The sequence below is a fragment of the Rubritalea tangerina genome (assembly GCF_042683245.1).
Taxonomy (GTDB): domain Bacteria; phylum Verrucomicrobiota; class Verrucomicrobiia; order Verrucomicrobiales; family Akkermansiaceae; genus Rubritalea; species Rubritalea tangerina.
Window position 1 is genome coordinate 180,134 of record NZ_JBHUJB010000005.1, and the last position, 25,277, is coordinate 205,410.

Genomic DNA, 25,277 nt, shown 5'->3' on the forward strand with positions numbered 1-25,277 from the left:
GAGCTTATATCTTCTCTCAGACGCATGGAGTGTGGTTAAGCCCTGTGAGTTAAATCGGATTATCTTACGATTATACCATCGTTGTCATTCAGATGTCCCAGGCGTGTGGGGCTCCTTCACTCCGCCTTGATATTCTGCAATCTCATTCCGACCCTTCGTCCATTTCGTTTCGCTCAATGGTATTAGAGGCTGGGAAGTGGGGGGAGGATGGAGCGCTTAACGTATTGCCAGGGTTCAAGCTCGGCGCAGCACCGATAGCGGACGGGCCCTTTGTTGCTCTCAAGGCTGACGTGGTAGTGGCCGAAAGCAACTGTGCGGGCTTGGCTCGCAGTGACGATGGAGGAAATGAGTTCGCGTTCTGATTTCACATCTTCAGCGAGTTTCGGGTCAACCTGTGAGTAATAATTGAAACTGGTTTCATCGCGTGCGAGTGGAGGTTCAGCTTCGATGGGGCCGGCGTGGGTGATAAGTATGTCAGCTCGGCCGTATGCTTCGACCATGAGTTCGACTTGACGGGGGGCGGCGGAGTCAACGGCTTCGTCCTTCCACCAATTATGGTTATCGATACGCTCTGGGTGGCTGCGGTCAAGCGAGGTAGCGCCGCCGACCATGATGACGTGGACGTTCTCGATTTTCATGCGATGGATGTCAGCGGGTATGCGGACATTAGTGAGGGCTGCATTCCAGTCTGAACGTTCTTCGTGCCAGATCTTTGGGTCATCGTGGTTGCCGCGCATGAGCCAGACGGTATGTCCTTTTTGGGCGGCCATTACATCGACTTCTGCGAGGCATGAAGGTTCTCTGGAGTCGATAAATCCGAGTCCGATGTCACCGACACAGACAATCTGGGCACCCGAGGGGAGATTCGCGAGAACTTGAGTGAGTTCTGTGAATTTGCCATGGATGTCGCCGATACAATAGAGAGCCATTCGGATGTACGTCAGTGGGTGGTTGTTTAGGGGGCAGCACCATGACTCCTGAAATAGTCAAGAGAGAGACCTCGGCACACTTCTCTAAGATGGTAGCTCATTGGTCGCAGGAAGCGGCTCCGAGCCTCAACTGTAGAGGAGGGAACTTTGGTGAAGGTGCTGGATGTGGCATGAACTAAATAGAGAATTTGCGCAACTAGAGATTGGTATGATTTTGAACATTTTTCCGCACTTGTTAGGTAAGTGGTAGGAATTGGGTGAGTGAGGGTGACGGAAGTGTCACACTGTAGCGGAATATCCAAGCGATGGGGAAGTAAAATGCGCCAGTCTGGTGGGACTGGCGCAGAGAGCAGCTGGGGGGATCAGTGAGGCTTATACCAACTCACAAAATTTTCTGGTAGTATTTATGATTGTTAGGTTATGGATTGGGCTACGCCATCGTTTAGGAGTTTCGGCTGCTTTTGCCGTTTCTCTGTGTCATTCGTCAGGCATGGTGGACGCACCACTTCTTTCTCATTCCTTGAGAAACGGCAAAATCAGCTCGAAAATACTACCAGGAACTTTTGCTCATTGCTATTAGATGCGCGCTTTGATCATTTCCTCGAGCTTGACGATGTCAGCGGAGAACAAGCGGATTCCCTCTGCTGTCTTTTCGGTGGCCATGGCATCTTCGTTGAAGAGGAAGCGGAAGGTTTTTTCGTCGAGATGGATTTTCTCGATGGTGGCATCTTGTGCGGCGGATGCACTGAGTTTTTGGCTGATAGGCGTGTTGTTATTTTGGAGTTGCTCGAGCAAGCCTGGGCTGATGGTGAGGAGGTCACATCCGGCGAGTTCGATGATTTGGCTGGTATTACGGAATGAGGCACCCATGACCTCGGTGGAGTAGCCAAACTTTTTATAGTACTGGAAAATTTGGGTGACTGACTGGACACCTGGGTCGTCTGCGCCGGTGTAGTCGGTATTATTTTTTGCCTTATACCAATCGTAGATACGTCCGACGAATGGAGAGATGAGTTGGACATTGGCTTCGGCGCAGGCGACGGCTTGTGCCATAGAGAAGAGGAGGGTGAGGTTACAGCGGATACCTTCTTTTTCGAGGGCTTCGGCGGCTTTGATTCCCTCCCATGTTGAGGCAATTTTGATGAGTACGCGATCGCGTTTGATGCCTTCTGCTTCATAGGCCGCGATGAGCTCTTTTGCTTTGGCGATGGTGCCTTCAGTATCGAAGGAGAGTCTGGCGTCGACCTCCGTGGAAACTCTGCCTGGAACGACCTTGAGGATTTCGAGACCGAAGAGGATGAGGAGGCGGTCGATGATGCTCTCTAGGCGTTGGGGGTCATTGGCATCACTTTGGTCGATGGCTTGTTGGATGAGATAGTCGTAGGTGCTTTGTTGGCTCGCTTTGAGGATAAGTGAGGGGTTGGTTGTGGCGTCCTGAGGTTGGAATTCGCTGATAGATTGGAAATCACCCGTATCTGCAACGACGGTTGTGTATTGTTTTAGTGTATCGAGTTGATTGGACATAACAGCATTGTCGTATTGATAGAGGGGGGCTGCACAGTCAAATTAGCGACATTTACGTCATCCGTACGCGACATTTCAGATCTGGTCAAAAAAGAAGCGGCAGTCCACTGGTGTGGAGTGCCGCTGTATCGGGAAGGGGGGAGATTGGTTAGTCGTTTACATGGAGGGCGCTCAAAGCCTCTTCAATGTGTGGGTTGACACTTTGTTCGACGGTTTCCATGCCTACGCGGATGGCGTTTTGCATGGCGAGGGCGGAAGAACCACCGTGGGCGATAATGCAGACACCATTGACGCCAAGGAGTGGGCTACCACCGTAGGATTCATATGAAGAACGCTGTTTGACGGCCTTGAAGACGCCGCGGGACATGGCTGCACCAAGCACGCGGAATGGTGTCCGTTTGAATTCGATTTTCAGCCATTTGGACATGGCCTTTGCCGTGGCTTCACAGGATTTGAGAATGATATTGCCAGTGAAGCCGTCGCAGAGTGCGACATCGAGTTTTGTTTCAAAGAGGTCGTGGCCTTCGACGTTGCCTTTGAAGACGAAGGGGCATTTACCGGTGGATTCGAGCTCTTTTAGCATGGCGAAGGTTTCTTTCGTGAGGGTGTTCCCTTTTTCATCTTCTTCACCATTGGACATGAGGCCGACGACGGGCTGCTGAACTCCCATGACGTGATTGGAGTAGATGGCTCCCATGACGGCGTAGGTGACGAGGTGTTTGGCGGTTGCCTCTGGGTTGGCACCTGCATCGAGAAGGTTACAGACGCCATGTTCGTTAGGGATGGGGGAGGCAATGCCGGCGCGTTCGACTCCTTTGAGTGTGCGAAGTTTGAGTGTGGCGGTGGCCACGGCCGCGCCTGTGTTTCCAGCGCTGACGACTGCATCTGCAGTTCCTGACTTTACGAGGTCAGTGGCGACGGCGATCGACGATTTTTTCTTGGAGCGTAGGGTTTTGGCACCGGATTCGTGCATTTCGACGACATCAGGTGCGTGGACAATTTCGACACGTGGGTCATTAAGCAGGTGTTTTGAGCATTCAGCTTTGAGGGTGGACTCATCACCTACGAGGTAGAGTTTTTCGATTTTGGAATAGAGGGCGAGGGCGTCCTTTGCCCCGACGATATTGACGAGGGGGGCATTGTCTCCGCCCATTGCGTCTAATGCGATTTTCATGAAAGGTGGTGATCGTTGCTTGCCTTGGGTTTGAACACGAAAAAAAACGCGCGGTAAAGGATATTACCGCGGCGTTTTGGAAAAGTCGTATTGGCTGCGTGCGATGAGCACGCGCTCGAGATTAGAGAGCGTCAACTTCGAGAACCTGACGGCCTCCGTAGTTGCCACAGGATGGGCAAGCAATGTGGCCAGGAACGCGGCTACCGCACTCGGAGCAGGTCTGGAGTTTAGGTGCACGCCAACGGTTTGCGCCGCGACGCATTTTCTGCTTCATTTTGGATGTTCTACGCTTTGGTACTGCCATAATCTTGTGTCTTTAGGAGACGGTTAGTGGTTAGTCTTTAAATTGGTCAAGCTGGTCGAGTGCGTCCCATCGGTCATCACTCGTGCTTTGGGGCGCTTCGTCTACACCATCATTGGGGTCTTTGTCTACTGCTAAATAGCGTTCATCGATTTTACATTCGAGTGGTTCGTCTGCTTCATCGCATCTTGGGTAGGCTGGGAAGGCCATCAAAACCTCTTCCCGTAAGGCTTCGGTGAGGTCGACATTGCCGGAGTCGATCTCGAATGAGTTGGCAAATTCTTCGATAGAAATTGTTTTGATAAATTCTTTATTGGTGCGCACACAGACAAATTCGAAGGCGCTGGAGAGGAATCCGCGTACGAGTAATTCATTTTCAAAGCGCTGAACATGGAGGTCGTAATAGAGTGGACCGGCTGGTTTAGCGTCTCTTTTTGGGAGGTCATAGAGTGCGGGGTCGAGCTCCCCTTCGAAGGATTTGCCTTCCTCTGGGAGGTTGGCTAATTCGATTACGAGTGCTGTTTTCATGGCTCACTAGTGGGGGGGGAAATGGGGATTTTCAATGAAAAACTCGTTTTGGGTAGGGAATCAGGGTTTTTCGGTGATACTGCGGTATTGTTCGATGTGCTGGGTGGTTCCATCAGGGTGTGAGTAGACGTATGGTTCTTCGTGGAGGATGCGCAGTTCGTAGGCGCGGCCTGGGCTGAGGCGTTTTTCGGAGAGTAGGAAGATTTTTGGGGAAAGTTTGTGGTCAGGGAAGATGCGTTTTTTGCCGACGACGATTGTTTTTTTGCCACCGAGGGTGGTGGTGACTTGCTTGGTGACATCGACAAGGACAGGATGGACGGCTTGGCAGATGTAGCCCTTTTCATGTTTTTTGAGGACAGTGACTTTGGCTTCTTTCGAGTATTCCCATTCTTGTTGGGCGACGAGCTTTGCGATCATAGCGCGTTGCTTTTTGCGGGCAGCGAGCTCGTGGGCTTGGCGTTGTTTTTCTGCGAGATGTTTTTGGGTCTGGCTACGTTGAGCGCGGAGTGTTTGCGCGGCTTCATTATCACTGATGCCGAGTTGCTTTTGGATGTTTGGTGGGAGGTCTTCGACGAGAATTCTGCAGCCTCCGTCACGATGCATGATAGTGATGCCGTCAGCCTCTAGCTTGAGGATTTTGACACTCTGGAATATTTTTCCGGCGCGGGTGGTGAGGGAATCGAATTCTTGGGCGCAGAGACTGAGTGTGCAGCAGAGGATGACCGTGAGTAGGAGGAGGGGTCGAGAATGGAGCTGCGTCGGCATAAGGTCTGGGTCTATTTGTTCTTATGGGCAGGATCGTAGAAAATCTTGATGTCTGCCTTCTTGGTACCGAGGAGTTCTTGGGCGCGGATGAGGGCATCGCGGGTTGAGAGGTTGGGGTTACTCGGTGAATAGATGAAGACATTGGTTTCACCTTCAGAACGATCGCATCCATCTTGAATGGTATCAAGGGCGCCAGAGAGCTTGAGTACCTTGTATACTTCACGTGTGGCGCCGGAGATGAGGACGAATCTTCCTTGCTCACGCATGTGGCGTACGAGGCTTTCTAGGGCGATCACGCTGGTAGCATCGAGGTGTCGGGCATTTTTGAGCCTGAGGATGATGACTTTGAGGTTAGGGTCGGCAGCGGTGCGTTGGACTTGGGTACGGAACAGGTCCGCAGCTCCGAAGAAGAGGTCACCTTCGACGTGTACGATGGAGATGGCGGGGTTCGGGCGGCCTTTTTTAGCATCTAGCTCACGGAGGTCGCCTTCGTCACTGACTTCGTATTCGATGAGGTGTGGTTTGGATGCTTTTCTGAGGAAGAGGGTGATGGAGAGTGCCACGCCGGTGAAGATGGCGTAGTCGAGGCGGGTGATGAGAGTGGCGCCGAAGGTGGTGAGCACGACGAGCGCGTCGTCGTGGGTCGTTCTCAGACAGATGCGGATGTTATGCCATTTGATGAGTGAGCATGCGATGCCAATGACGAGACCTGAGAGGGCGGCTTTTGGAATATTTTCGACGATGGGGAGTTGGATGAGGGCCCAGAAGCCGACGAGACAGAGTAGGGCATTGTAAATGGATGCGAAGCGGGACTTGGCACCGGACTCGAAGTTGAGGGCGGAGCGCGTGAGGGAGCCAGAGGCTGGCATGGGGGCGAGGAGTGAGGAGCCGAGGTTCGCCATGCCGACGGCGAGCATGTCTTGGTTGACGTCGGGGCGTTCACCACTGCGAGAGCCGAGCGATTTGCCCATGACGGTGTTTTCCAGCGATGCTAGGAACGCGATGGCGAAGGCAACCCCAAAGAGTGAGGAGATGAGGTCGAAATCGAGAGTCGGGACACTGGGGCTTAAGTCAAAGGATTGGAAGCTCGTGAAGGTGGTGATGGGGGCCATCTGCTCGGGCAAGAAATAACGGAGCAGGGTAGAGACGATGGTCACGAGGGTGAGGCAGATGGCGAAATTGGGAAGTACGGGAAGTTTGCGTTGGAGAACCAAGTAGAGGATGAGGGTACCTACGCCCATGAGAAAGGGTTCCCACTGATAGAGGTGGTTGAGGTTGGCTGTGGCTTGGACGATGCTGAAGAAGGTTTTGGCGCCGACTTCTGACATTGGCTCGGCGATTCCGAGAAGGTGTTTTAATTGATTGGTAACAATCAGGATGGCAGCACCGGTGATGTAGCCGACTAGGACACTACGGCTCACATACTGAAGGAGGTCAGCCACTTTGAAGAAGGCACCCGCGACGGAGAGAGCTCCTACCATGAAAACTAGCAGGGGCATCATGAGCATCTTACTCTCGAGGTTTATCTCGGGGTGCGAGACAAAGAAGGAAAAGACCATGAAGGCTGTGGCATTCGTAGGGCCAAGGATGGTGAAGCGAGAACTCGCAAAGATTGGGGCGATGAATGCCGCGATAATGGAGCAAACGATTCCGTAGAAAATGGGAAGTTCCGCAATGGCGGCGTAGGCCATGCCCTGAGGGAGACTCAGGAGGGCGACGTTGAGGGCGGCCTTGGCGTCAGCTGCAATGCCCTTGGGTTTGAGGTCCCCGAGGCAATGGCGGATGGGGAATGGGTCGAGCGCGTTCTCATGGAAGAATTTTGAGACGTTGCGCCAGAGGTTCCTGATGGGGTGCTTATGTTTTGCCATGGTGTGGCGGGGAAATCTAATTATCTACGGCGTGCGCGACGGAACAGGTAAATGCCTATCATGAGTGCTAAGGCGTTAGGCAGCCAGTATAAAATGGTAGCGAGTTGGGCTGAATCGGCATCACTTTGGTTGGCGAATATGAAGAAGAGGAAATAGCCAAGACCGATAGCGAGGGAGAGGGCGAAGCCGCTGGAGGATTCTTTCCGTCGTGCTGTCATGCCGAGCGGAACCCCAATGAGGGCAAATGCGAGACAGGCGAGTGAGTAGGATTTTCGGTGGGTGAGTTGGCGTTTAAAGTCGGCGACGCGCTCTGCTTCCAGGTCTGGGTTTTCGGCAAGGTATTGTTCGATTTCTTTATTGGTCATCGAGGAAGCTTTGATGCTTTTTCTACTTTCGGTATTGAAGTCGAAGATGACGGGGTTGACGGCTTCGATACTGATGGGGGTGTGGATGCCGTCGTTGCTGATGGTTTCGACGGTGGCATTCTCGAGTCGGAGCTGGAGTTGGCCTTTATCGAGGTCGATAGCGAGGTGTGCTTTTTCTGCGTAGGTGTAGAGTTTTTCACCGTATTGGGTGCTTTCGTCGCCGATATCGTGGATATGGACGCCATAGAGCATATCGCCTTCGCGCGCTTTGACGTAGATGCGTTTATCGTCGAGTTGGGTTTGGACAACTCCGGGGTCGAGGAACTTATTGGGGTCTTCTTGGACAGCTTCGATGAGGAGGCTTTTGACATGGCCTTTTGCTTGAGGGGCAATTTGGACGTTGAGCCAGAAGCAGAAGGCGGAGAGAGAGGCCGCGATTAGAAAGACAGGAAGGGCGATCCGTGGGAGGCCGCGACCGGCCATGCGCATGGCGACGATTTCGTTATCAGCCGAGAGGCGCCCGAAAACGAGCATGACAGCAGCGAGGAAGCTGAATGGGATAGTGAACATCAGTGAGAAGGGTAAGACACTGACGATGAATTCGAAGACTAGGTAGGGGGAAGGGTGAGTTCCGACGAAGAGTGGGCGCGCTTCCTTGAAGATATTTCCAAGCAGGAAAACACCACTAAGAATGAGCACGGCGAACAGGGTCGTGGTGAAGATTTGTTTTCCTATGTAGCGGTCAGCTGTTAGCATGGATGTCTCGGTATATTCAGCATAAGCTGTGATGAAGTCGAGTGTTGGTTTGGACAAATTTTGGGAGCGATCAGGTGATGGGATGCGATGAACTTGCAATTTTTAGCGAGCGGCATAGGATGGATGTTAGTGAATCTCATACCGCCGCAGATATTACTAGGAGCGTACAGCGAAGGGGTCTTTCCGATGGCTGAGGAAGGAGAGATCAATTGGTATTCACCGATGATGCGTGGGGTGATTCCTCTAGATGAGCGGTTTCACATACCGAGGGGATTGCGCAAAGCAATGCGCAAAGAGCCCTTCGAGGTTAAAATGGACACAGCCTTTGTGGAAGTGATGAAGGGATGTGCGGAGCGCGACGAGACATGGATCGATGCGAACATTATTGAGAGTTACCACGAATTGTTTAAGCTAGGGTTTGCGCACTCAGTCGAGTGTTGGGATGAGGAGGGTTTACAGGGGGGCTTGTATGGGGTGCGTTACTATGGGGCCTTTTTTGGTGAGAGCATGTTTAGTCGCAAGACTGACGCGAGTAAGATAGCGTTGGTTCACTTGGTGGAGTGGCTGCGTGAGGAGGGGGTGGTGTTATTGGATACGCAATGGATGACCGAGCATCTCAAGCAATTTGGAGGGGAGGAAGTTCCGCGTAAGCACTATCTGGGAATGCTGGCACAGGCAATGCGAGTGCGTGCTTGAGCTTGAAAGCTAATGGTGATTGGAAAAATTCCCAAGATTTCAGTAGAAATTGCTTTACAAGGCAGGGGAGATCCGTATTTTGCGCAGCCCAAACAGCAATCTTTTCAAGACATGAAAGTTTTATCATCACTCGCCTCCATGAAGCGCCGCCACGAAGACTGTCAGGTGGTTAAGCGTAAGGGCACACTTTACGTTATCTGCAAGACAAACCCTAAGTTTAAAGCTCGTCAGGGCACTACGCGTGCTACGAAGCTCTCCAAAAAGGGCGTTAAGTAATTTACTTTTACTCAGCAAATCGCTGAAGACTTTAGCTTTCTTCCAAGTATGGGAGAAAGCTTTTTTGTGTTGTGGGGACTGGGCTTTTGGTGCTCGGGGGACTGTGATAGGGCAAGGTGATTGAGCTCAGATATGGCTCATTATGGTGAGCGGGGAGCCAGAGGGCCTAGGATTGGCGGGTTGCAGGAAACACCATTGCTACAGGGAGGCAGAGGGGGGGCGAATGCTCATTTGAGCATCCAGAGCTTGGGGGGAGTGCGAGGCTGTGGATTAGAGTGGTGTACTCACCAAGGCTTCAAGTGGTGCAGGGTAGACGCCGAGGACCAAGAGAGCGAGGGTGAGGACAATGAGTGCAGCCTTTGTAATGATAGGAATACTCATGGCTTCAGTTTTGGATGGTTCGTACCAGTAGATCGCTTTGATGATCTTGAAGTAGTAGTAGAAGCCGGCTGCTGCGCCTAGGAAAGCGATGGCGATGACGAACCAACTGACGGTGTCGACATTGTCGATTGCGGCGGCGAACATGTAGAGTTTACCGATGAAGCCCGCTGTGAGTGGGACACCTGCCATAGCGGCCATGATGACGGTAAGGGCGAGGGCTAGGAGAGGGTTGCGCTTGTACAGGCCGTTGAGAGCAGAGATTTCGTCAGAATCGTCTTCACAGCGGATGAGGCCGAGTACGTAGAAAGCGGCAAAGGTCATCAGAAGGTAGATGGCCAAGTAGACTAAGACGCTGCTGAAGTTTCCTGTGGCAAGTCCGAGGAGAAGGAATCCGGCGTGGGCGATGGAGGAGTATGCGAGGAGTCGCTTAAAGTTGCTCTGAGCAAGTGCGGCGAGATTTCCGTAGAGTAGGGTGGCCGCGGCCATGACCACGAGGATGAGTGCGACATTCGATTGGGTGGACTCGGAGGTAAGGAAGGGGCGCAATATGGTGATTGCGACACCAAAGCCGGCTGCCTTAGACGCGACTGAGAGGAATGCTGTGATGGGCGTGGGTGCTCCTTGGTAGACATCAGGAATCCAGAGTTGCATTGGGGCTGCACCGACTTTGAAGCCCAGAGCCACGATGATGAGAGCCAGACCGAAGAGTAATCCTGTAGAGGACTCAGGTGTGCCCATGGAAGCGATATTAGTTGTTCCTGTGGTGCCGTAGAGCCATGCGATTCCGTAGACGAGGAAGCCAGTAGAGAGCGCCCCCAGGATGAGGTATTTGACGCCAGCTTCGAGTGAACCAACATTGCGTCTCATGAAGGCGACCATGACATAGAAAGCGATGGTGACGAGTTCGAGTGACACGAAGATGGATACGAGGTCAGTGGCGGAGGCCATCCACATGAGGCCAGCACAGGCGAAGATGGGGAGGCAGTAGAATTCCCCAGCATTGGCATCAGAACCATCTGGGCTGGTGTACTTATTGATGATTTGTTGGAAGTCGAAGCTCATCAAGAGGACCAGAATTGTGCTGAGGAGAGCAAAACCTTTGAAGAAGAGGGCGTATCCCTCATTGCTGTAGAAGCGAGCCATCCACGAGGGAACCTCAGCATTACAGGTGGAGCATGAGGTGAAGAGCAGGGCGATGAAGGCCGCCGTAAGGCCAGCTGCACCAACGAGTGCGAGGGTGGCTTTCTTTTTTGGCGAGGCAAATGCTTCCCAGAGGAGAAGGACCAAGCCGAGGCCAGCGACGAAAAATTCTAAATAGTATTGCATGGTGTAGAGTAGTTTTTCTAACCGCAGATTTCGCAGATTAGACAGATTTATAATTTTTTAAAAACTCGCTGATGTTCTAGTGAGGCGTTTTTGAAATTGATTAATAAAGCGACCTCAAGATCCGTAATGTTGAGGTATCCTAGCATTTGTGATATGTGAGCTGAGCAGAACTCGCTGACGACTTTTGCATCTACAATGATTTTATCGTCTACAATTAAATCAGGAATGAGAGTTCCTATTGCCGTGCCTTTGTAGTTTACGGGAAATTGCTTTTGCTGGGCTGCGTGTAGTCCTCTTTTGTTTAGTTCAATGATTAAAGCTCTCTCATAAAGCTTTTCATCTAGTCCAGGTTTCAGAGTTCGATGAACTTCCATTGAGGCTCCAATGATCTCATAGCTGAGTTCTTTATGAGGGAATGCTTCCATGAAAATAATCTGTCTAATTTGCGAAATCTGCGGTTAGAATCTATCGAAGGAGGTTGAGAAGTAGGTTTGGATAGAGGCCAACAGCGAGGAGTACGATGCTGAGCAATATTGCTGGGGCTTTTTCGAGAAGTGTGAGGTCAGAGACGTTTTCACAGCGTTCCTCTAGTGGGCCTTGGAAGGTGTTACGGAAGGCGCGCAGCATGTAGACGGCACTGATGACGACTCCCCAGATCGCGATGATAGTGGCAATCTGGACGGGGCCGAGAGCTTGATCACTCGTCCAAGCTTCGAAGCCTGAGAAGAAGACCATGATCTCGCCCGCGAAGTTTGCGAGGCCCGGGAGACCGATAGAGGCCATGGCGACCAGGCCGAAGAGGAAGCAAAGCTTGGGAGCGGTCTTAGCGAGTCCACCGAGTTTATTCATCTCGAGGGTGCCAGTTTTTGATTCGATGTCGGAGGCTAGTGAGAATGAGAGTGCGATAGAAATTCCGTGGGCGAACATGAGGAGAACGGCGGCGGAGGCAGCGAGAGTCATCGCCCCGTTAGAATCCAGAATTTCTCCACCTGAGGAGATGGCTGCACCGATCGCAAGGAAGATATAGCCCATGTGCATGACTGAGGAATTTCCGAGCATGGAGTCGAGACGCTTCTGGTTGATCGTGACGAGTCCGACCCAGATGATATTACAGAGCAGGAGAACTAATAAGAGGTTGAGCCAGTGGGCCATGCCTTCTGGAGCGACAGCGAGACCCACACGGAGTAGTCCGTAGAGGCCAAACTTTTTGAGCACACCTGCGTGGAGCATGGCTACAGGGGCGGGTGCTGAGGCATAAGCTGGAGCCGCCCAAGAATGGAATGGGAAGAGTGAGACGAGAGTGCCAAAACCAATGATGAGAAGCAATGCGATGGCATTTTGGTGTTCGGAGACTGGTTTGAGGTCCGCAAATGCGAGGCTATCGAGTTGGCTTGCTGCGAGCAAGAGTCCACCGAGCAAGACAATGGAGCCAAATGCGAGGTAGATGGTGGTTTTCCAGGCAATTTCTTTTCTTTCATGGCCCCCACGTCCGAGGATGCCGATCATGAGGAATGTGGGGATGAGTGCGAGTTCATGGAAGGCGTAGAAGAAGAAGAGGTCGGTGGAAATGAAGGCACCGATTGCACCAGCTGAGATGAGCAGGATGCTGGAGTACCAGAGTTTTTCTCTACCTTCTGGGCATTTACCACTGAGTGCGGCGGCCATCGTTACGATGACTGAGAGAGCCAAGAGGACGGCGCTCATACCATCGAGGCCTAGGCTGAAGTGAATGGATGGGTTTTGCAGCACGGGGAAGCTGAGTGTGCTCACACAAGATGCACAGCTTGCTGCGAATAGTCCCAAGATTAAATTGATGGCAGCGGCACCGAGGGTGGTGAGTCGCGCTGGAGCTCCAGCTAGCAGCGCAACAGTTGCTAGAATGGGAATGAGGATAAGAAAGGCGAGTAGCATGGTGATAGAATGTGCTAGGGATTGGTGTTGCTATGTGATTAGAGGAAAGTAACGAGATAGATAACAATGATCACTCCAGCACCGAGCAGAAACGCGTAGTTCTGAAGACTGCCGGATTGGAGTTTGGTGTTGAAGAACTTCCCTGCACCTTGGGCTAGGCGAGTGCATCCCCCCACGATGAGGCCATTGATGACAAATTCATCGAGGAAGTGGACAATAGCTGCGACGAGGTCTTGGAAGATTTTTACGAGAGCGTCGTAGATTTCATCGATATAGAACTTATTCCGGAAGACCTTCATGAGGCTGTTATTGGCAATTGGGTCGTTAGATTTCCCTTTATAGAGGGCGAAAGCGAGTGCGAGGCCAATGATGAATGCTCCGATGGAGAGGCCGGTGGTGAGGTTCATGTGGAATCCTGTCTCAGGTGTGAATTGTGCTGAGGAGGGGATAAGTTTGGCGAGGAAGGGAGAAAGGAGAGACATGAGGCCAAGAATCACGAGTGGAACAGCCATGATGAGAGGTACTTCTTTTGCATGTGACGCATGTTCGTCTTTGGCGTCACCGAAGAAGGCGATGAAAATGAGGCGGAACATGTAGAAAGTCGTGAGGGTCGCTACGAAGAGAGCGAGGTAGTAGAAGAAGGGCTTGTCGTGAGCGGCATGAAGGATGGCTTCTTTTGAGAAGAATCCAGAAGTCATCGGGAATGCGGTCAAGCAGAGGGTGCCGACGAGGAAAGTGATGCCGGTGATCGGCATTTTTTTGAAGAGTCCGCCCATTTTCCAGATATTTTGTTCATGGTGGCAGGCGTAGATGACTGCACCAGACCCAAGGAAGAGGAGGGCCTTGAACCAGGCGTGGGTGTAGAGGTGGAACATTCCAGCATCGGGGTTAACGAGGCCAACAGCCATGACCATGTAACCAAGCTGTGAGAGGGTAGAGTAGGCTAAGATTTTCTTGATGTCATCTTGTTGGGTTGCCATCAAGGCTGCAGCGAGGGAGGTGAAGGCACCTATGTAGGCAATGGTGTCGGCGGAACATCCTGGTATGGCCTCGAAGCCGATGGAGAAGAAGAAGCGAGCCATCATGTAGACACCTGCCGCTACCATGGTTGCGGCGTGAATTAATGCGGAGACAGGAGTGGGGCCTTCCATGGCATCGGGAAGCCAGACGTGGAGTGGGAGTTGGGCGGATTTACCAATGGCACCACAGAAAACGAGCAAGATGGCAGCTCCAATAAATGGGGTGCCAGCAGCGATGCTCATAGAGTCGAAGCTGATAGATCCGGCAAGCCCCCAGATCATAAGGATGCCGATAATGAATCCGAAATCGCCAACACGGTTAGAGAGGAAGGCTTTTTTAGCGGCGTCAGCGGCGCTGTCTTTTTGGTACCAATGGCCGATGAGGAGGTAGGAGGAGAGACCCACGAGCTCCCAGAAGATAAACATCATGACGAAGTTTGTCGCCAGGACGATACCTGTCATGGAGAACATGAAGAGCGAAAGGTTTCCGAAGTAGCGAGCTTTGGCGCCATCGTCTTTCATGTATCCGAGCGAGAAGAGGTGGACGAGGAGTCCGATTCCCGTCACCACGATCATCATGCCCGTGGAGAGTTTATCGAGCTGGAGGCCGATATCTAACTGGAAGGTTCCAATCTGCGCCCAGGTGAAGAGGTCTACAGTGTTATTTGCGCCTAAAAGGCTCACAGAAATAGCGAAAGTGAGCGCTGTGGCGATGGAGCCGAGTACGGCAGCGACATTGGCCAGTTTTTGCTGCAGCAGGAAGTGGATAACCACAGCTGAGAGCAAAGGCAGGATGAGGAGTAGAATGGGTAAATTCATGAAAGTGCTGGGTAAATGGAGTTATCCCTGGAGTGAGGTGAGGTCCTCAGTATTGATGGTCTGGCGAGCGCGATAGAGAGCAACGATGATGGCGAGACCGACGGCAACTTCGGCGGCAGCCACGGTGATAATGAAGAAGACTAACATCTGGCCGTCGTAATCTGGGAGCCCGCCTTGGAGGTTGGCTCTGGAGAACGCGACTAGGGTGAGTGATGCGGCCGCTAACATGAGCTCGAGGCACATAAAGATGACAATGATGTTACGACGAATGATCACACCTGCGAGCCCAATGGAGAAGAGCAGGCCAGACATGAAAAGGTATTCTGTGAGTGATGCGGTTGGCATGGAAGAAAGTGGTGAGGTTCCTAAAGTGGAAGAGGGTTAGGATTTGGCTTTAAGTTTCTTAGAGAGAGACACACAGCCAATGGTGGCAACCAGCAGGAGGACGCCGATCACTTGGAGAGGGAAGTTGTATTCGGTGAAGAGTTTTTGGCCGATTAGATTCACGTCAGGAAGAGTGCGGTCTTCTGGGGCTGGCGCGTTGAGTGACTTATGGATTGTGCTCTCTTTTGACACTCCTTGGAAGTGTTGGTCGAGAGTCTCGGAGCTTTGAGCGAGGGAATCTGGGGTGATTGGGGTGAAGTCTTTGATCTGGCTAGTTTGAAAGACGGCGATGAGTTGCAGTACAAGAAGGCCGGGGATGATGACACCCGCTGCTAGGGCTGGCATTTTGGTTTCACGACCTTCCTCTTTTTTCAGGTCAAGAAGCATGATGATGAAGAGGAAGAGGACCATGACGGCACCTGCATAGACAAGAATTTGTAGGATCCCAACAAAGTAGGCATTGAGGCCCACGAAGAGAGCAGCCAAGCCGATGAAAGAGACGATCATCGATAGGGCGCTGGCGACTGGGTTTTTGAGAGCAACGACCCCGACGCCACCGGCGAGCATGATTGTTGCGAATAGGTAAAAGAGAACGATTGGCATTGGAGATGTGTGGGTAAGAGGATTACTTAAGCTCAATGGAGAAGTGGCAATTACTTCAGTTCATTCCATTTGTTAACAAGGCCGACGCGTTTGCCTCCGATTTCGTAGAGCTTTTGTTTATTGTGCACCATTTCTTCACGGGAGGTGCCCGTGATAGCGTAGTCTTTACGTAGGTAGATGGCTTGCTCTGGGCAGACCTCTTCGCACATGCCGCAGTAGATGCAGCGGATCATGTCGATATCAAACTCTTTGGGGCGCTTTTCGACTTTTGCCCATGGATCGTCTTGAGGAATTTCGCCGGGAGTGATTTTGATGGCCTTCGGTGGGCAGATGAATTCGCACAATTGGCAGGAGACGCAACGTTCGCGATCTTGTTCGTCAGTGACGAGGGCAGGAGCACCGCGGTAGTGTTCGGGCAATTGGTCATCCCATTTTTGTTCGGGGTACTGCATGGTGATTCCGAGGCCTGAGGAATTGAGGCTGTCGGCACCACGCGCTTTGCCAGTCACAGATTTAAATGCGTGCTTCAGAGTCACCATGGCACCTTTAGCGAGTGCGAGGAGGTAAAGCTTTTCACCCGTATCGAGTTCAGGGCGCTTGAGTTTTTTGACTTCGGCCATTGTATAAAAGTTAGAAGTTAGAAATCGGAGTGAGGTGCTATGCGGAAGTTTTCTTATCTAGAGACTTAGCAATGACAAACATGAGGGCTGAGAAGGCGACAACAGCGACAGTGAGGAGGCTGAGTCCGAGGAATTCGCCGCGTTCCACCATTGATGGTGCAGCCATGATGAGCATAGCCACGAGGATATTGATGAGTGCGAGTTCAAAGAAGACGACCCATCCAAGTTTCATGAGTTGGTCGTATCGGAAGCGGGGGACTGTCCAGCGCACGAGAATAAAGAAGAGGATGAAGGCGACGACTTTAGTGAGGAAGGCACCGAGGTGGATGAGTCCGACCCAAGGGCCAAAGGTATCGAAGGCCCAGGCATCGAGTCCGAAGCCTAGTGACCAACCGCCGAAGAAGAGGGTGACGATAAGAGCGGAGCCCACGATCATTGCAGCGTATTCGCCTAGGAAGAAGAGGGCGAATTTCATGGATGAATATTCGGTGTGGTACCCGCCGACGAGTTCGGTCTCACATTCGGGAAGGTCGAAGGGCATACGGTTTGTTTCCGCGAAGATGGAGACGGTGAAGATGAAAAAGGAGAGGTAGAGCGGCAGGAGGAGGAACCAACCAAGAGGACCGCCGAACTGGCTGAGACCGACTTCGAAGCCATTATCAAAGGTGACGGGTATAAGTAGCCAACCATGTTCGGCTTGCCATTCTACAATCTTGGTGAGGTTGAGTTCTCCGAAGATCATCAGTACGGGAATCACTGATAGACCGAGAGCAATCTCGTAGGAGATCATCTGCGCACAGGAGCGCACGCCACCGAAGAAGGAGTATTTATTATTGGATGCCCAGCCAGCAAATGTGATGCCATATACTGAGAGTGAGGCGATTGCAAAAATGAAGAGAGGTCCGACTGAAACGTCTGCAATGACGAGCTTTTCACCGAATAGAGTAGAACCGAAGGGGATGACTCCTAAGGTGAGCAGGGCTGGCACCATTGTGAGAGCGGGAGCGATCCAGAAGAAAAACTTGTTAACGTGTGAGGGAGTAAAGTCTTCCTTTAGGATAAATTTAAGTCCATCGGCGAGTGGCTGGAGAAGCCCTTGAAGAGGAATATCTTTCTTGCCCCCAAACAAGGTGAGAGGGATACCCGTACGGTTAGGCCCAACGCGGTCTTGGATGACGGCTGAGAAACGGCGTTCAGCGTAGACCGAGTAGGCGATGATGGGCAATGTGAGGACAAAGGTGAAACCGATGATCTTCACAAAGGTGATGAGGGTGAGTGTGAGAATGTCCATGGTGTGATGGGTAAAATTCGGAATGGTGATTAGCCGACAATTTCACGGTTTTCGACTCGCTGTCTTTCCTTTACTAACAAGGGGATTGTTTCACCTGTTTCTATGAGTGGGAGTCCGAGCTCACCGACCTTCGAGAGGGTGATTCCTTCAAAAGCTGGCACAGCTTGGGAGAGGACCTTGAGGATATCTTCGAGGACGAACATGTCATTTTTCTCCCCGGTGTAGGAGAGGATGAGGTCGCGGATGATCTCCCAGTCGTCCATGGCATTTCCAGGAGTTTGTACGGCCTGGTTAAGGCGTTGTAGGCGTCCAGTGACATTGATCATGGTGCCTCGTTTTTCAGCAAAGGATGCGGATGGTAAGACGATGTCACTGGCCTGGGCAGTTGGGTTAGCTTTGATGTGGGAACTAATGATGAGTTCTGCATGTGCAAGCTCGTCGTGAGAGAAGCCTGCAGCTTCGAGAAGGTCTTCTTGGAGGACAATGAGGGCTTTGATTGAGCCAGCTTTGAGCCCGTCCTTGATGGTAGCGAGTGAGGCCGCTGGAGACTCCGAAGCAAAGATGAGCTTGGCACCATTGGTGTTTGGGTTGCGGTCAGCTGCGATCAATTTGCCGTCGGCTTGACCATCACGAGAGACGACACTGAGGTGTGCGGCACCGATGACATCTGAGAGTGTTTTGGTCAGGAAGAGTTCCTCGTTGGTCATGCGCGCTGAGCCGATGATAGCAATTTCATTTGGCTCAAATTCTTTGAGAGCTTCGGTAGCGGCACTGATAGCGGTGGGCCAAGTCGTGACTTCGTGCGTGCCATCGGCTTTGATCATTGGGTCAGTGAGGCGGTCATCGCCTTGGACTTCGTGGAATGATAGACGGTGTGAATCTGGCATCCACTCAGAGTTGACGTCATTGTTTAGGCGGGGGGTGACGCGGTAGATTTCGTTGCCTCGAGTCCAGATAGTGGTGTTGCAGCCAGTGGCGCAGTTAACATCGATGGACTTTGTTTCCTTGAGGAACCAGACGCGCATTTGGAAGCGGAAGTCCTTGGAGGTGAGGGCGCCAACTGGGCAGAGGTCGATGGTGTTCATGCCGTAGTTAGAATCTAACTTACGGTCTGGGTGGCAGGTGAGAGTGGTATGGGTGCCGCGTTCGGTGAAGCCCAGTACGGCGTCATCCGCGACCTCATCCATGAAGCGGATACAACGGGAACACATGATGCAGCGTTCATCGTCGAGGTTGATTCTAGGGCCGATGTCCACATTTTTGGGCTTCTTGATTTTATCTTCAAGGAAGCGGGACTGACCACGACCGTGCTCTACGGAGAATTCTTGGAGAGTGCATTCACCAGCTTGGTCACAGATTGGGCAATCGAGTGGGTGGTTAATGAGGAGGAACTCCATGACACCCTCGCGCGTTTTTTCGACGAGCTCACCTTGGGTGCGAATGCCCATATTTTCGGCGACGGTATTGGCGCAGGCGATGACGGGGCGAGGCATCCAACCAATTTCTTGGAACCCTTGGTCATTGTACTCTGGGTCTTGGCCGGGAGCGAGACGTGGGGGCATGCCCATTTGGACGAGGCACATCCGGCAGTTACCAGGTGAGGAAAGCTTTGGGTGATAGCAATAGTGAGGGACTTGGGCCTCTGCCATCTTACAAGCTTCGATCATGCGTGTTCCTCGAGGTACCTGAATCCAGTGACCATCAATTTGAACATTGACCATGCCTTTTTCAGCGGCGAGGTCTTTAGGGAGTTGTTTGGTGTCTGAGTCGGACATATTTGAAAGTGGCTAGTAGCTTGTGGCGAGTGGCTAGTAGGTTATTTAGCGTCCTTCGGACGGATGGATTTAATGAAGGCTGCTAGTAGGCGTTTAGTTTCTTCAGCTATAGATAAGGCGTTTCGAGTATTTGCGAACTTTAATTCGCTAGCTAGATAAAGCTGGTAGTCTGCTTCGTGGAGAGACGATTCTGCTATATTGTAAAAGCGAAGTTTCTCAGAGTTACTCCATCTGCCGAATCCTTCAACAATGTTTGATGGAACAGATACGGCTGCACGGCGAAGTTGGGATGTTAGCCCGAATTGTTCTTCTTTTGGAAAACTCTGAGTAACAGAATAAACCTCCATAACAAAGCGATGAGCGCTTTGCCAAACTAGAAGGTCTTTATATGTTTTTGCTGGAGTCATGATCTACTTGCTACTAGCCACCTGGTACTCGCTACTTGGATAAATACATTTCTCTTTGAAGCTGTTCTTTACTGAGGTGTTGGTTGTCTTCTGATGTCTCAGCGGTGAGTTCGTCACGGAATTTTGCGATGATGGCTTCGACGGGCCAGGATGAGGCTTCGCCGAAGGCGCAGACGGTCTTGCCATCGATTTGATAGGCAACGTCTTCGAGTGTTTGGATATCTTCTGGTGCGGCTTCGCCATTGACGATGCGGTCGGAGATTTTTTTCATCCAGCCATTTCCTTCGCGGCATGGGGTACATTGGCCACAGGATTCATGGGCATAGAAGTGGTTGATGTTGTTGAGGACCCAAGACATTTTGCGTGAATCGTCTAACACAATCACCCCACCTGAGCCGGCCATGGAGCCGCAGGCAGCAAGGGTGTCAAAGTCTAACTGGATATCCCAAAAGCTTATTTCTTTGGCATCTTCACCTCGGCCAATTTTAAAGGTTTCGTCGCAGCGCAAGATCTTGGAGGATGACCCTCCGGGGATGACTGCCTTGAAGTTACGGCCATCTTTGGGGCCGCCGCAGATATCGTTGAGCAACTCGCCCATGGTGAGTTTTCCTACTTCGACTTCGTAGTAGCCGGGGTTTCTGACATCACCGGAGACGCAGAGGATACGAGTGCCAGTATTTCGTTCGACTCCGAGTTTAGCGTATGACTCACCACCCATTTCGATGATGTGTTTGACATGGCAAAGGGACTCGACGTTGTTGACGATAGTTGGGGCCATGTAGAGGCCGAGAGCTGCAGGGAAGTAAGGAGGCTTGATGCGTGGGTAGGGGCGCTTGCCTTCGAGGGATTCGATGAGACCGGTTTCTTCACCGCAAATATACGCAGCGGCACCACGGTGGACCCAGATTTCGAGATCGAAGCCGGAGCCTAGGATATTTTTCCCAACAAAGCCTTTGGCACGCGCTTCTTCGATGGCTTTTTCCATGGTGAGTGCGGCCTCTGGGAATTCTTCACGCATGTAGAGGTAGGCTGTATGCGCACCGACAGCGAAGGCGGAGATGACCATTCCTTCGATGAGTTGGTGAGGGTCTTGGTGGACGATGTAGCGGTCTTTGAAGGTTCCGGGCTCGGACTCGTCACAATTACAAATGAGATAGACTGGTTTGGTGTTGTTAGGGGGGATGAAGCCCCATTTGACACCAGTGGGGAAACCCGCGCCCCCACGGCCTCGGAGGCCAGATTTCTTGACCTCGTCGGTAATTGCAGAAGGCTCCATGGTGAAAGCCTTTTTGAGTTGTTGGTAGCCACCATCAGCGATGTAGGTATCGATGGAGGTGTCCCAGCCTTGGCGATCGATATTTTTGAAAATCAAGCGGTGCTCGGCTGGATGGGGCTCTTTGCCTGGAAGGTATTGGATATCTGACATGGTTTTGTGCAGAGGAAAGTTGAGTCAGGGCGCTTTAGGCGGGATATTGGTCGATCAAGCTTTGTGCTTTATCTGGGGTGATGTTGTCGTGGAAATCGTCATTTACCAGGCATGCAGGAGCTGAGCCACAAGAGGCGAGGCACTCAGCAAACTCGACCGAATAGTTTCCGCATGGGGAGACAACGATTGGGTTGTGGTGGGAAAGTTGGGTGCGGTCGATGTTAGTGATTTCGCAGATCTTATCCATAAGCTCGTGAGAGCCCGCCATGGCGCAGGAGAGTGTGCGGCAGATTCTGTAGTGGAATTTCCCAGGGGCACTTTGGCGGAAGCCTGGGTAGAATGTCACCACTGAGAGCACTTTGATGGGTTCAATCTCTAATTTATTGGCCACCCAAGTGATAGCTTCTTTGGAGATGAATCCAAAGTGGTGTTGGACGATATGCAGAAGCGGGAGGACTGCGGAGAGCTTACTCACTGGGTAGTGGGTGATGCGCTCGTCGGCCAGGGTTTCGATTTCTGCGGTTGCTTCGAATTTTGGGAAGTGCTTTTCACCAGGGCTAGGGTGTGAAGCAACAGCATTTTCTAATATGTCTTGGGACATGGAAGTAGGTTTTAGAGTGGTAAAATGAAAAGGGTTAGCGGTCGCATTCGCCCATGACGAAGTCGAGAGAACCTAAGATGGCTGGGACGTCAGAAACCATGGTGCCTTCCAACAATTCTGAGCAGATCGAGAGGTTGATGAAGGAAGGGGAGCGGATCTTGAGGCGGTGCGGTACGCCTCCTCCTTTTGAGTGAATATAGAATCCGAGTTCGCCTTTCGGGTTTTCGTGACCAAAATAGACTTCGCCTTCTGGGGCGTCAATGCCTTGGGTGGTGACGATAAAGTGGTGGATGAGTTCTTCCATGGACATGAGGACGCGCTCTTTTTCTGGAAGTGTGCTCTTAGGGTCGACAATGTTGACGGGGCCCTCGGGGAGGGAGTCGAGCACTTGACGGATAATGCGGATAGACTGGCGCATTTCCTCCATACGGACTTGGTAGCGTGCGTAGCAATCTCCTTCTTCCGCGATGGGTACATCAAAATCATATTTCTCATATCCCAAGTAGGGGTTATCTTTTCTGAGATCTCGTGGGACGCCGGACGCTCTGAGGTTAGGTCCTGTTAGTCCGTATGCGATGGCATCTTCCTTAGAGATGGTGCCGACGTCACACATCCGCTTCATGAAGATTTTATTTTTATCGAGCAGGGTAGCAATTTCGTCAATTTGCTCGGAGCATTCATCGAGGAAGTTGAGGACGCGTTCTTCGAACCCTTGTGGGAGGTCGCGGAGTTGGCCGCCGACACGCGTGTAGGAGGTGGTGAAGCGTGCACCTGTGAGTTGTTCACAGAGGTTGTAGATTTTTTCGCGTTCGTTAAAGGTGTAGAGGAAGACGGTCATGGCACCGACGTCCATGGCGCAGACTCCGACTCCGAGCATGTGTGCCGAGATGCGAGCGAGTTCACAAGCGAGGACGCGGACCGCTTGACCGCGTGGAGGAAGTTCCCATCCCATGAGTTTTTCAACAGCACAGGCGTAGGCAACATTGTTGGCAAGAGGTGCTAGATAGTCCAGGCGGTCCGTGTAGGGGATGAACTGATTGTATTGCATGTTTTCTGCAATTTTTTCATCGCCTCGGTGGAGGAAGCCGACATCAGGGGTAGCTTTGGTAATCACCTCGCCATCGAGTTCTAGGATAAGACGTAAGACACCGTGGGTAGCGGGGTGTGAGGGCCCCATATTTAAGACCATTTTCTCGCCCATGAGGTCATCCGCTTCTGCGTGATAGTCCGCGACAGCTTGTGCTGTTTTGGCTGCATTGTCCGGGGCTTGGTAGTCGGTGGTTTTTAGTTTGCTCATCTCAATAGGTGGATCGAATCGCCACAGACTAAAAAGAAGGAAAAAGAGCCCTCTATCAAGTCAGATTGTGAAAAATTTCACAAGCTCAGTTGATTTCGGTTCATGCTTGGAAAATTGGGTGGCTGATATGGGAGGTGGAGTGGTATAAAAAAAGAGCTCCGAGGGAGCTCTTTTTGAGAATCTGTTACGATTTTTTGTCTAGGTGGGTTGCGGGTTACGCAAGGTCTTGTTCCGCTTTTGACCAGTCGAGTTCAGGGGAGCCTGGTTGGCCTGATTTAAGGCGATCGAGGTAGTTGAAGTAGGCGGCCTGTTGAATTGCTTCGCGAGTGGGTGCCACTTTGGCTACGAGTTCGAGTTCGACGGTTTCGGCTTTTTTCGCAGATTTCTTGGCCACTTTTTTGGTGGTCTTTTTAGCTGCGACTTTTTTGGTAGCCTTTTTTGCTGCTTTCTTTGCGGATTTTACAGCTGTTTTGGCAGCTTTTTTCGCTGTTTTCTTTGTAGCTTTTTTAGCCATAGAGGGTGTGTTCTTGTTGCTGATCGCTTGTTAGGTTAGCAAGCGCAATTCAGTACTAGCAGAGAAAGTGCCAAATCGTGTAATAGTCAACAAATTGTATGTGAATTCTGTGTCAAAAAGCTACTTTTCTAACAATTATCAGAAAAATCTGTTAGTTTGATGTGATATGATGAATAGGATTCAACAAAAAGCCCAATACTTTTCAGCATTGGGCTTGTGTTGAGAGTGGTTTTGGGAACGCGAGTGATTATGGTTCGATTACTGCATAGTCACCATCTGATCGTCTGTAGACGATTTGGAGGACATCACGTCTTGCGTTGGTGTAGACCAAGAAGGGTTTGTCTGAGAGTTCGAGTTCCATGATCGCTTCTTCTTTGAAGAGTTTTTTAAGTTTCACACCTTCGCGGTGGATGATCATTGGTTCAGGATCTGCGGCAGCTTCTTCTGGGTGGGTATCGAGGATGTCTTGTGCGAAGACTTTTTCATCGAGGTGTTTGATGGTGTCCTCTGGCTTGGTACGATACTTTTTGAGCAAGCGCGTTTTATGTTTGCGCATACGGCGCGCGATTTTGGCGATGGTTTCATCGATTGCGGCGTACATATCTGGGCCTTCGGTTGAGGCGTCGATAGTGATATGGTTAGCGCAGAAGAGGATGATCTCGGCCACATGACGGTTTTTCTTCACATCAAGAACCGCTCGGGCTTCGATGATGCGAGGGTAATCGAGATGCAGGGTACCAATCTTTTTCTTAACGAATTCGCGGATTGCATCCGTGACTGTTTCGTGGCGTACGACGATATTGATTGGTGGGTCAACGTTCTTTGTTTGCATCTTTGTTTGGTTCCTTTCGTTTGGGTTTGGGTTAAAGGTTTAGAAAGGTGGGGTGTGAGCCCCGGCGGTTTGTTACAGGGTGAAGTCTTCACCGAGGTAGTGCTTTCTCGCTAAGGGGTCGTTGGCGATTTGATCAGCAGTGCCTTCGATGATGGCTTTACCATCGTCCATCACGTATGCGTGATCGACGATTTTGAGAGTTTCTCTAACGTGGTGGTCGGTGATGAGGATGGAGAGTCCATCTTTATCTCTGAGTTCACGTACGATGGTGTGGATAGCTTCCACGGCCTTTGGGTCGACTCCGGCGAAGGGCTCGTCTAACATCAGGAGTTTGGGGTCGGTGCAGAGGCAGCGAGCGATGGTGAGGCGGCGTTTTTCGCCACCAGAGAGAGTGAGGGCGAGCGATTTGCGGAGTTTGGTGATGCGGAAGCGCTCCATGAGTTCTTCGGCACGTTCTTGGCGTTGTTTTTTGGAAAGTTGTTTTCGGGTTTCCAGGACGGCGAGGAGGTTATCCTCGACGGTCATTTTTCGGAAGATGGATTCTTCTTGTGGGAGGTAGCCCATGCCGATGCGGGCGCGTTTGTGCATGGGGAGTTCGGTAATGTCTTGGCCGGAGAAGGTGACGAGTCCGGCATTGGGTGGGACGAGTCCGGCGATCATGTAGAAGGTTGTGGTTTTTCCGGCGCCGTTGGGGCCGAGGAGTCCGACAATTTCTCCGTCACCGACAGTCATGCTGACACCGTCTACGACAGCGCGTCCACCGTACACTTTTTTGAGGTCTTTGGCGCAGAGGAGGAGCTTGCGACCAGTACGCTGGCTTAGGTGGTCACATCCAGCTTTAGAGTTTGTTTGATTAATGGTTGCGCTAGGCATTTGGAAAGGTGTGTCT

At 51.6% G+C, this 25,277-nt stretch carries 26 protein-coding genes; 2 read left to right on the forward strand and 24 right to left on the reverse strand.

Features of this window, described 5'->3' with window-relative positions; all coding sequences use genetic code 11:
* Positions 1-182 precede the first annotated feature (182 nt).
* The 8 genes from ACFSW8_RS00860 to ACFSW8_RS00895 form a co-directional block, all read right to left on the reverse strand.
* A complete protein-coding gene (locus ACFSW8_RS00860) occupies positions 183-929 on the reverse strand; it encodes a metallophosphoesterase (RefSeq protein WP_377091195.1) in 747 nt (248 codons plus the stop codon).
* A 576-nt stretch (positions 930-1,505) separates the two neighbouring features.
* Entirely contained in the window at positions 1,506-2,453 is a 948-nt protein-coding gene (gene tal, locus ACFSW8_RS00865) for a transaldolase (protein ID WP_377091192.1), read from the reverse strand.
* Between the two features lie 148 nt (positions 2,454-2,601).
* A complete protein-coding gene (gene plsX / locus ACFSW8_RS00870) occupies positions 2,602-3,627 on the reverse strand; it encodes a phosphate acyltransferase PlsX (protein ID WP_377091190.1) in 1,026 nt (341 codons plus the stop codon).
* 121 nt (positions 3,628-3,748) lie between these two features.
* Positions 3,749-3,931, reverse strand: a complete 183-nt coding sequence (gene rpmF, locus ACFSW8_RS00875; protein WP_347440879.1) for a 50S ribosomal protein L32 — start codon at positions 3,929-3,931, stop codon at positions 3,749-3,751.
* Between the two features lie 30 nt (positions 3,932-3,961).
* Positions 3,962-4,456 carry a YceD family protein gene (locus ACFSW8_RS00880; RefSeq protein WP_377091189.1) on the reverse strand — a complete coding sequence of 165 codons (495 nt, stop codon included), beginning with the start codon at positions 4,454-4,456 and terminating at the stop codon, positions 3,962-3,964.
* Between the two features lie 60 nt (positions 4,457-4,516).
* Entirely contained in the window at positions 4,517-5,221 is a 705-nt protein-coding gene (locus ACFSW8_RS00885) for a hypothetical protein (protein ID WP_377091188.1), read from the reverse strand.
* Between the two features lie 11 nt (positions 5,222-5,232).
* Entirely contained in the window at positions 5,233-7,089 is a 1,857-nt protein-coding gene (locus tag ACFSW8_RS00890; RefSeq protein ID WP_377091187.1) for a SulP family inorganic anion transporter, read from the reverse strand.
* Between the two features lie 20 nt (positions 7,090-7,109).
* A complete protein-coding gene (locus ACFSW8_RS00895) occupies positions 7,110-8,267 on the reverse strand; it encodes an LptF/LptG family permease (RefSeq protein WP_377091186.1) in 1,158 nt (385 codons plus the stop codon).
* 30 nt (positions 8,268-8,297) lie between these two features.
* Here ACFSW8_RS00895 and aat point away from each other — a divergent pair, with 30 nt between their 5' ends.
* Both aat and ykgO read left to right on the forward strand, forming a co-directional pair.
* Positions 8,298-8,906 (forward strand): leucyl/phenylalanyl-tRNA--protein transferase, encoded by a 609-nt coding sequence (gene aat, locus ACFSW8_RS00900; RefSeq protein ID WP_377091185.1) that lies wholly within the window; start codon positions 8,298-8,300, stop codon positions 8,904-8,906.
* 111 nt (positions 8,907-9,017) lie between these two features.
* A complete protein-coding gene (gene ykgO, locus ACFSW8_RS00905) occupies positions 9,018-9,182 on the forward strand; it encodes a type B 50S ribosomal protein L36 (protein ID WP_105041962.1) in 165 nt (54 codons plus the stop codon).
* A 270-nt stretch (positions 9,183-9,452) separates the two neighbouring features.
* Here the strand turns inward: ykgO and ACFSW8_RS00910 are convergent, their stop codons facing one another.
* The 16 genes from ACFSW8_RS00910 to lptB form a co-directional block, all read right to left on the reverse strand.
* Positions 9,453-10,889 (reverse strand): NADH-quinone oxidoreductase subunit N, encoded by a 1,437-nt coding sequence (locus ACFSW8_RS00910; RefSeq protein WP_377091183.1) that lies wholly within the window; start codon positions 10,887-10,889, stop codon positions 9,453-9,455.
* A 47-nt stretch (positions 10,890-10,936) separates the two neighbouring features.
* Entirely contained in the window at positions 10,937-11,314 is a 378-nt protein-coding gene (locus tag ACFSW8_RS00915; RefSeq protein WP_377091182.1) for a GxxExxY protein, read from the reverse strand.
* Between the two features lie 40 nt (positions 11,315-11,354).
* Entirely contained in the window at positions 11,355-12,800 is a 1,446-nt protein-coding gene (locus ACFSW8_RS00920; protein WP_377091181.1) for a complex I subunit 4 family protein, read from the reverse strand.
* Between the two features lie 38 nt (positions 12,801-12,838).
* The gene (gene nuoL, locus ACFSW8_RS00925; protein ID WP_377091180.1) at positions 12,839-14,638 is read right to left on the reverse strand and encodes an NADH-quinone oxidoreductase subunit L; all 1,800 of its coding nucleotides are present in this window, start codon (positions 14,636-14,638) and stop codon (positions 12,839-12,841) included.
* Positions 14,639-14,659: 21 nt separating this feature from the next.
* Entirely contained in the window at positions 14,660-14,983 is a 324-nt protein-coding gene (nuoK, locus tag ACFSW8_RS00930) for an NADH-quinone oxidoreductase subunit NuoK (RefSeq protein WP_377091179.1), read from the reverse strand.
* A 36-nt stretch (positions 14,984-15,019) separates the two neighbouring features.
* A complete protein-coding gene (locus ACFSW8_RS00935; protein ID WP_377177216.1) occupies positions 15,020-15,625 on the reverse strand; it encodes an NADH-quinone oxidoreductase subunit J family protein in 606 nt (201 codons plus the stop codon).
* A 50-nt stretch (positions 15,626-15,675) separates the two neighbouring features.
* Entirely contained in the window at positions 15,676-16,245 is a 570-nt protein-coding gene (locus ACFSW8_RS00940) for a NuoI/complex I 23 kDa subunit family protein (RefSeq protein ID WP_377091177.1), read from the reverse strand.
* 37 nt (positions 16,246-16,282) lie between these two features.
* On the reverse strand, positions 16,283-17,536 hold the full coding sequence (locus ACFSW8_RS00945; protein ID WP_377091176.1) for a complex I subunit 1/NuoH family protein: 1,254 nt from the start codon (positions 17,534-17,536) through the stop codon (positions 16,283-16,285).
* Positions 17,537-17,565: 29 nt separating this feature from the next.
* Positions 17,566-19,311 (reverse strand): NADH-quinone oxidoreductase subunit G, encoded by a 1,746-nt coding sequence (locus ACFSW8_RS00950; protein ID WP_377091175.1) that lies wholly within the window; start codon positions 19,309-19,311, stop codon positions 17,566-17,568.
* Positions 19,312-19,352: 41 nt separating this feature from the next.
* Complete coding sequence (locus ACFSW8_RS00955; RefSeq protein ID WP_377177218.1) at positions 19,353-19,718, reverse strand: four helix bundle protein; 366 nt, start codon at positions 19,716-19,718, stop codon at positions 19,353-19,355.
* Between the two features lie 31 nt (positions 19,719-19,749).
* A complete protein-coding gene (nuoF, locus tag ACFSW8_RS00960; protein ID WP_377091174.1) occupies positions 19,750-21,144 on the reverse strand; it encodes an NADH-quinone oxidoreductase subunit NuoF in 1,395 nt (464 codons plus the stop codon).
* A gap of 34 nt (positions 21,145-21,178) precedes the next feature.
* Positions 21,179-21,745, reverse strand: a complete 567-nt coding sequence (locus tag ACFSW8_RS00965; protein ID WP_377091173.1) for an NADH-quinone oxidoreductase subunit NuoE family protein — start codon at positions 21,743-21,745, stop codon at positions 21,179-21,181.
* 34 nt (positions 21,746-21,779) lie between these two features.
* Complete coding sequence (gene nuoD / locus ACFSW8_RS00970) at positions 21,780-23,042, reverse strand: NADH dehydrogenase (quinone) subunit D (protein WP_377091172.1); 1,263 nt, start codon at positions 23,040-23,042, stop codon at positions 21,780-21,782.
* Between the two features lie 214 nt (positions 23,043-23,256).
* Complete coding sequence (locus ACFSW8_RS00975) at positions 23,257-23,556, reverse strand: hypothetical protein (RefSeq protein ID WP_377091170.1); 300 nt, start codon at positions 23,554-23,556, stop codon at positions 23,257-23,259.
* A 247-nt stretch (positions 23,557-23,803) separates the two neighbouring features.
* Positions 23,804-24,388, reverse strand: coding sequence for a ribosome hibernation-promoting factor, HPF/YfiA family (gene hpf, locus ACFSW8_RS00980; protein WP_377091169.1), 585 nt, complete (start codon positions 24,386-24,388; stop codon positions 23,804-23,806).
* A 72-nt stretch (positions 24,389-24,460) separates the two neighbouring features.
* Positions 24,461-25,261 (reverse strand): LPS export ABC transporter ATP-binding protein, encoded by an 801-nt coding sequence (gene lptB / locus ACFSW8_RS00985; RefSeq protein WP_377091168.1) that lies wholly within the window; start codon positions 25,259-25,261, stop codon positions 24,461-24,463.
* Between the last annotated feature and the right edge of the window lie 16 nt (positions 25,262-25,277).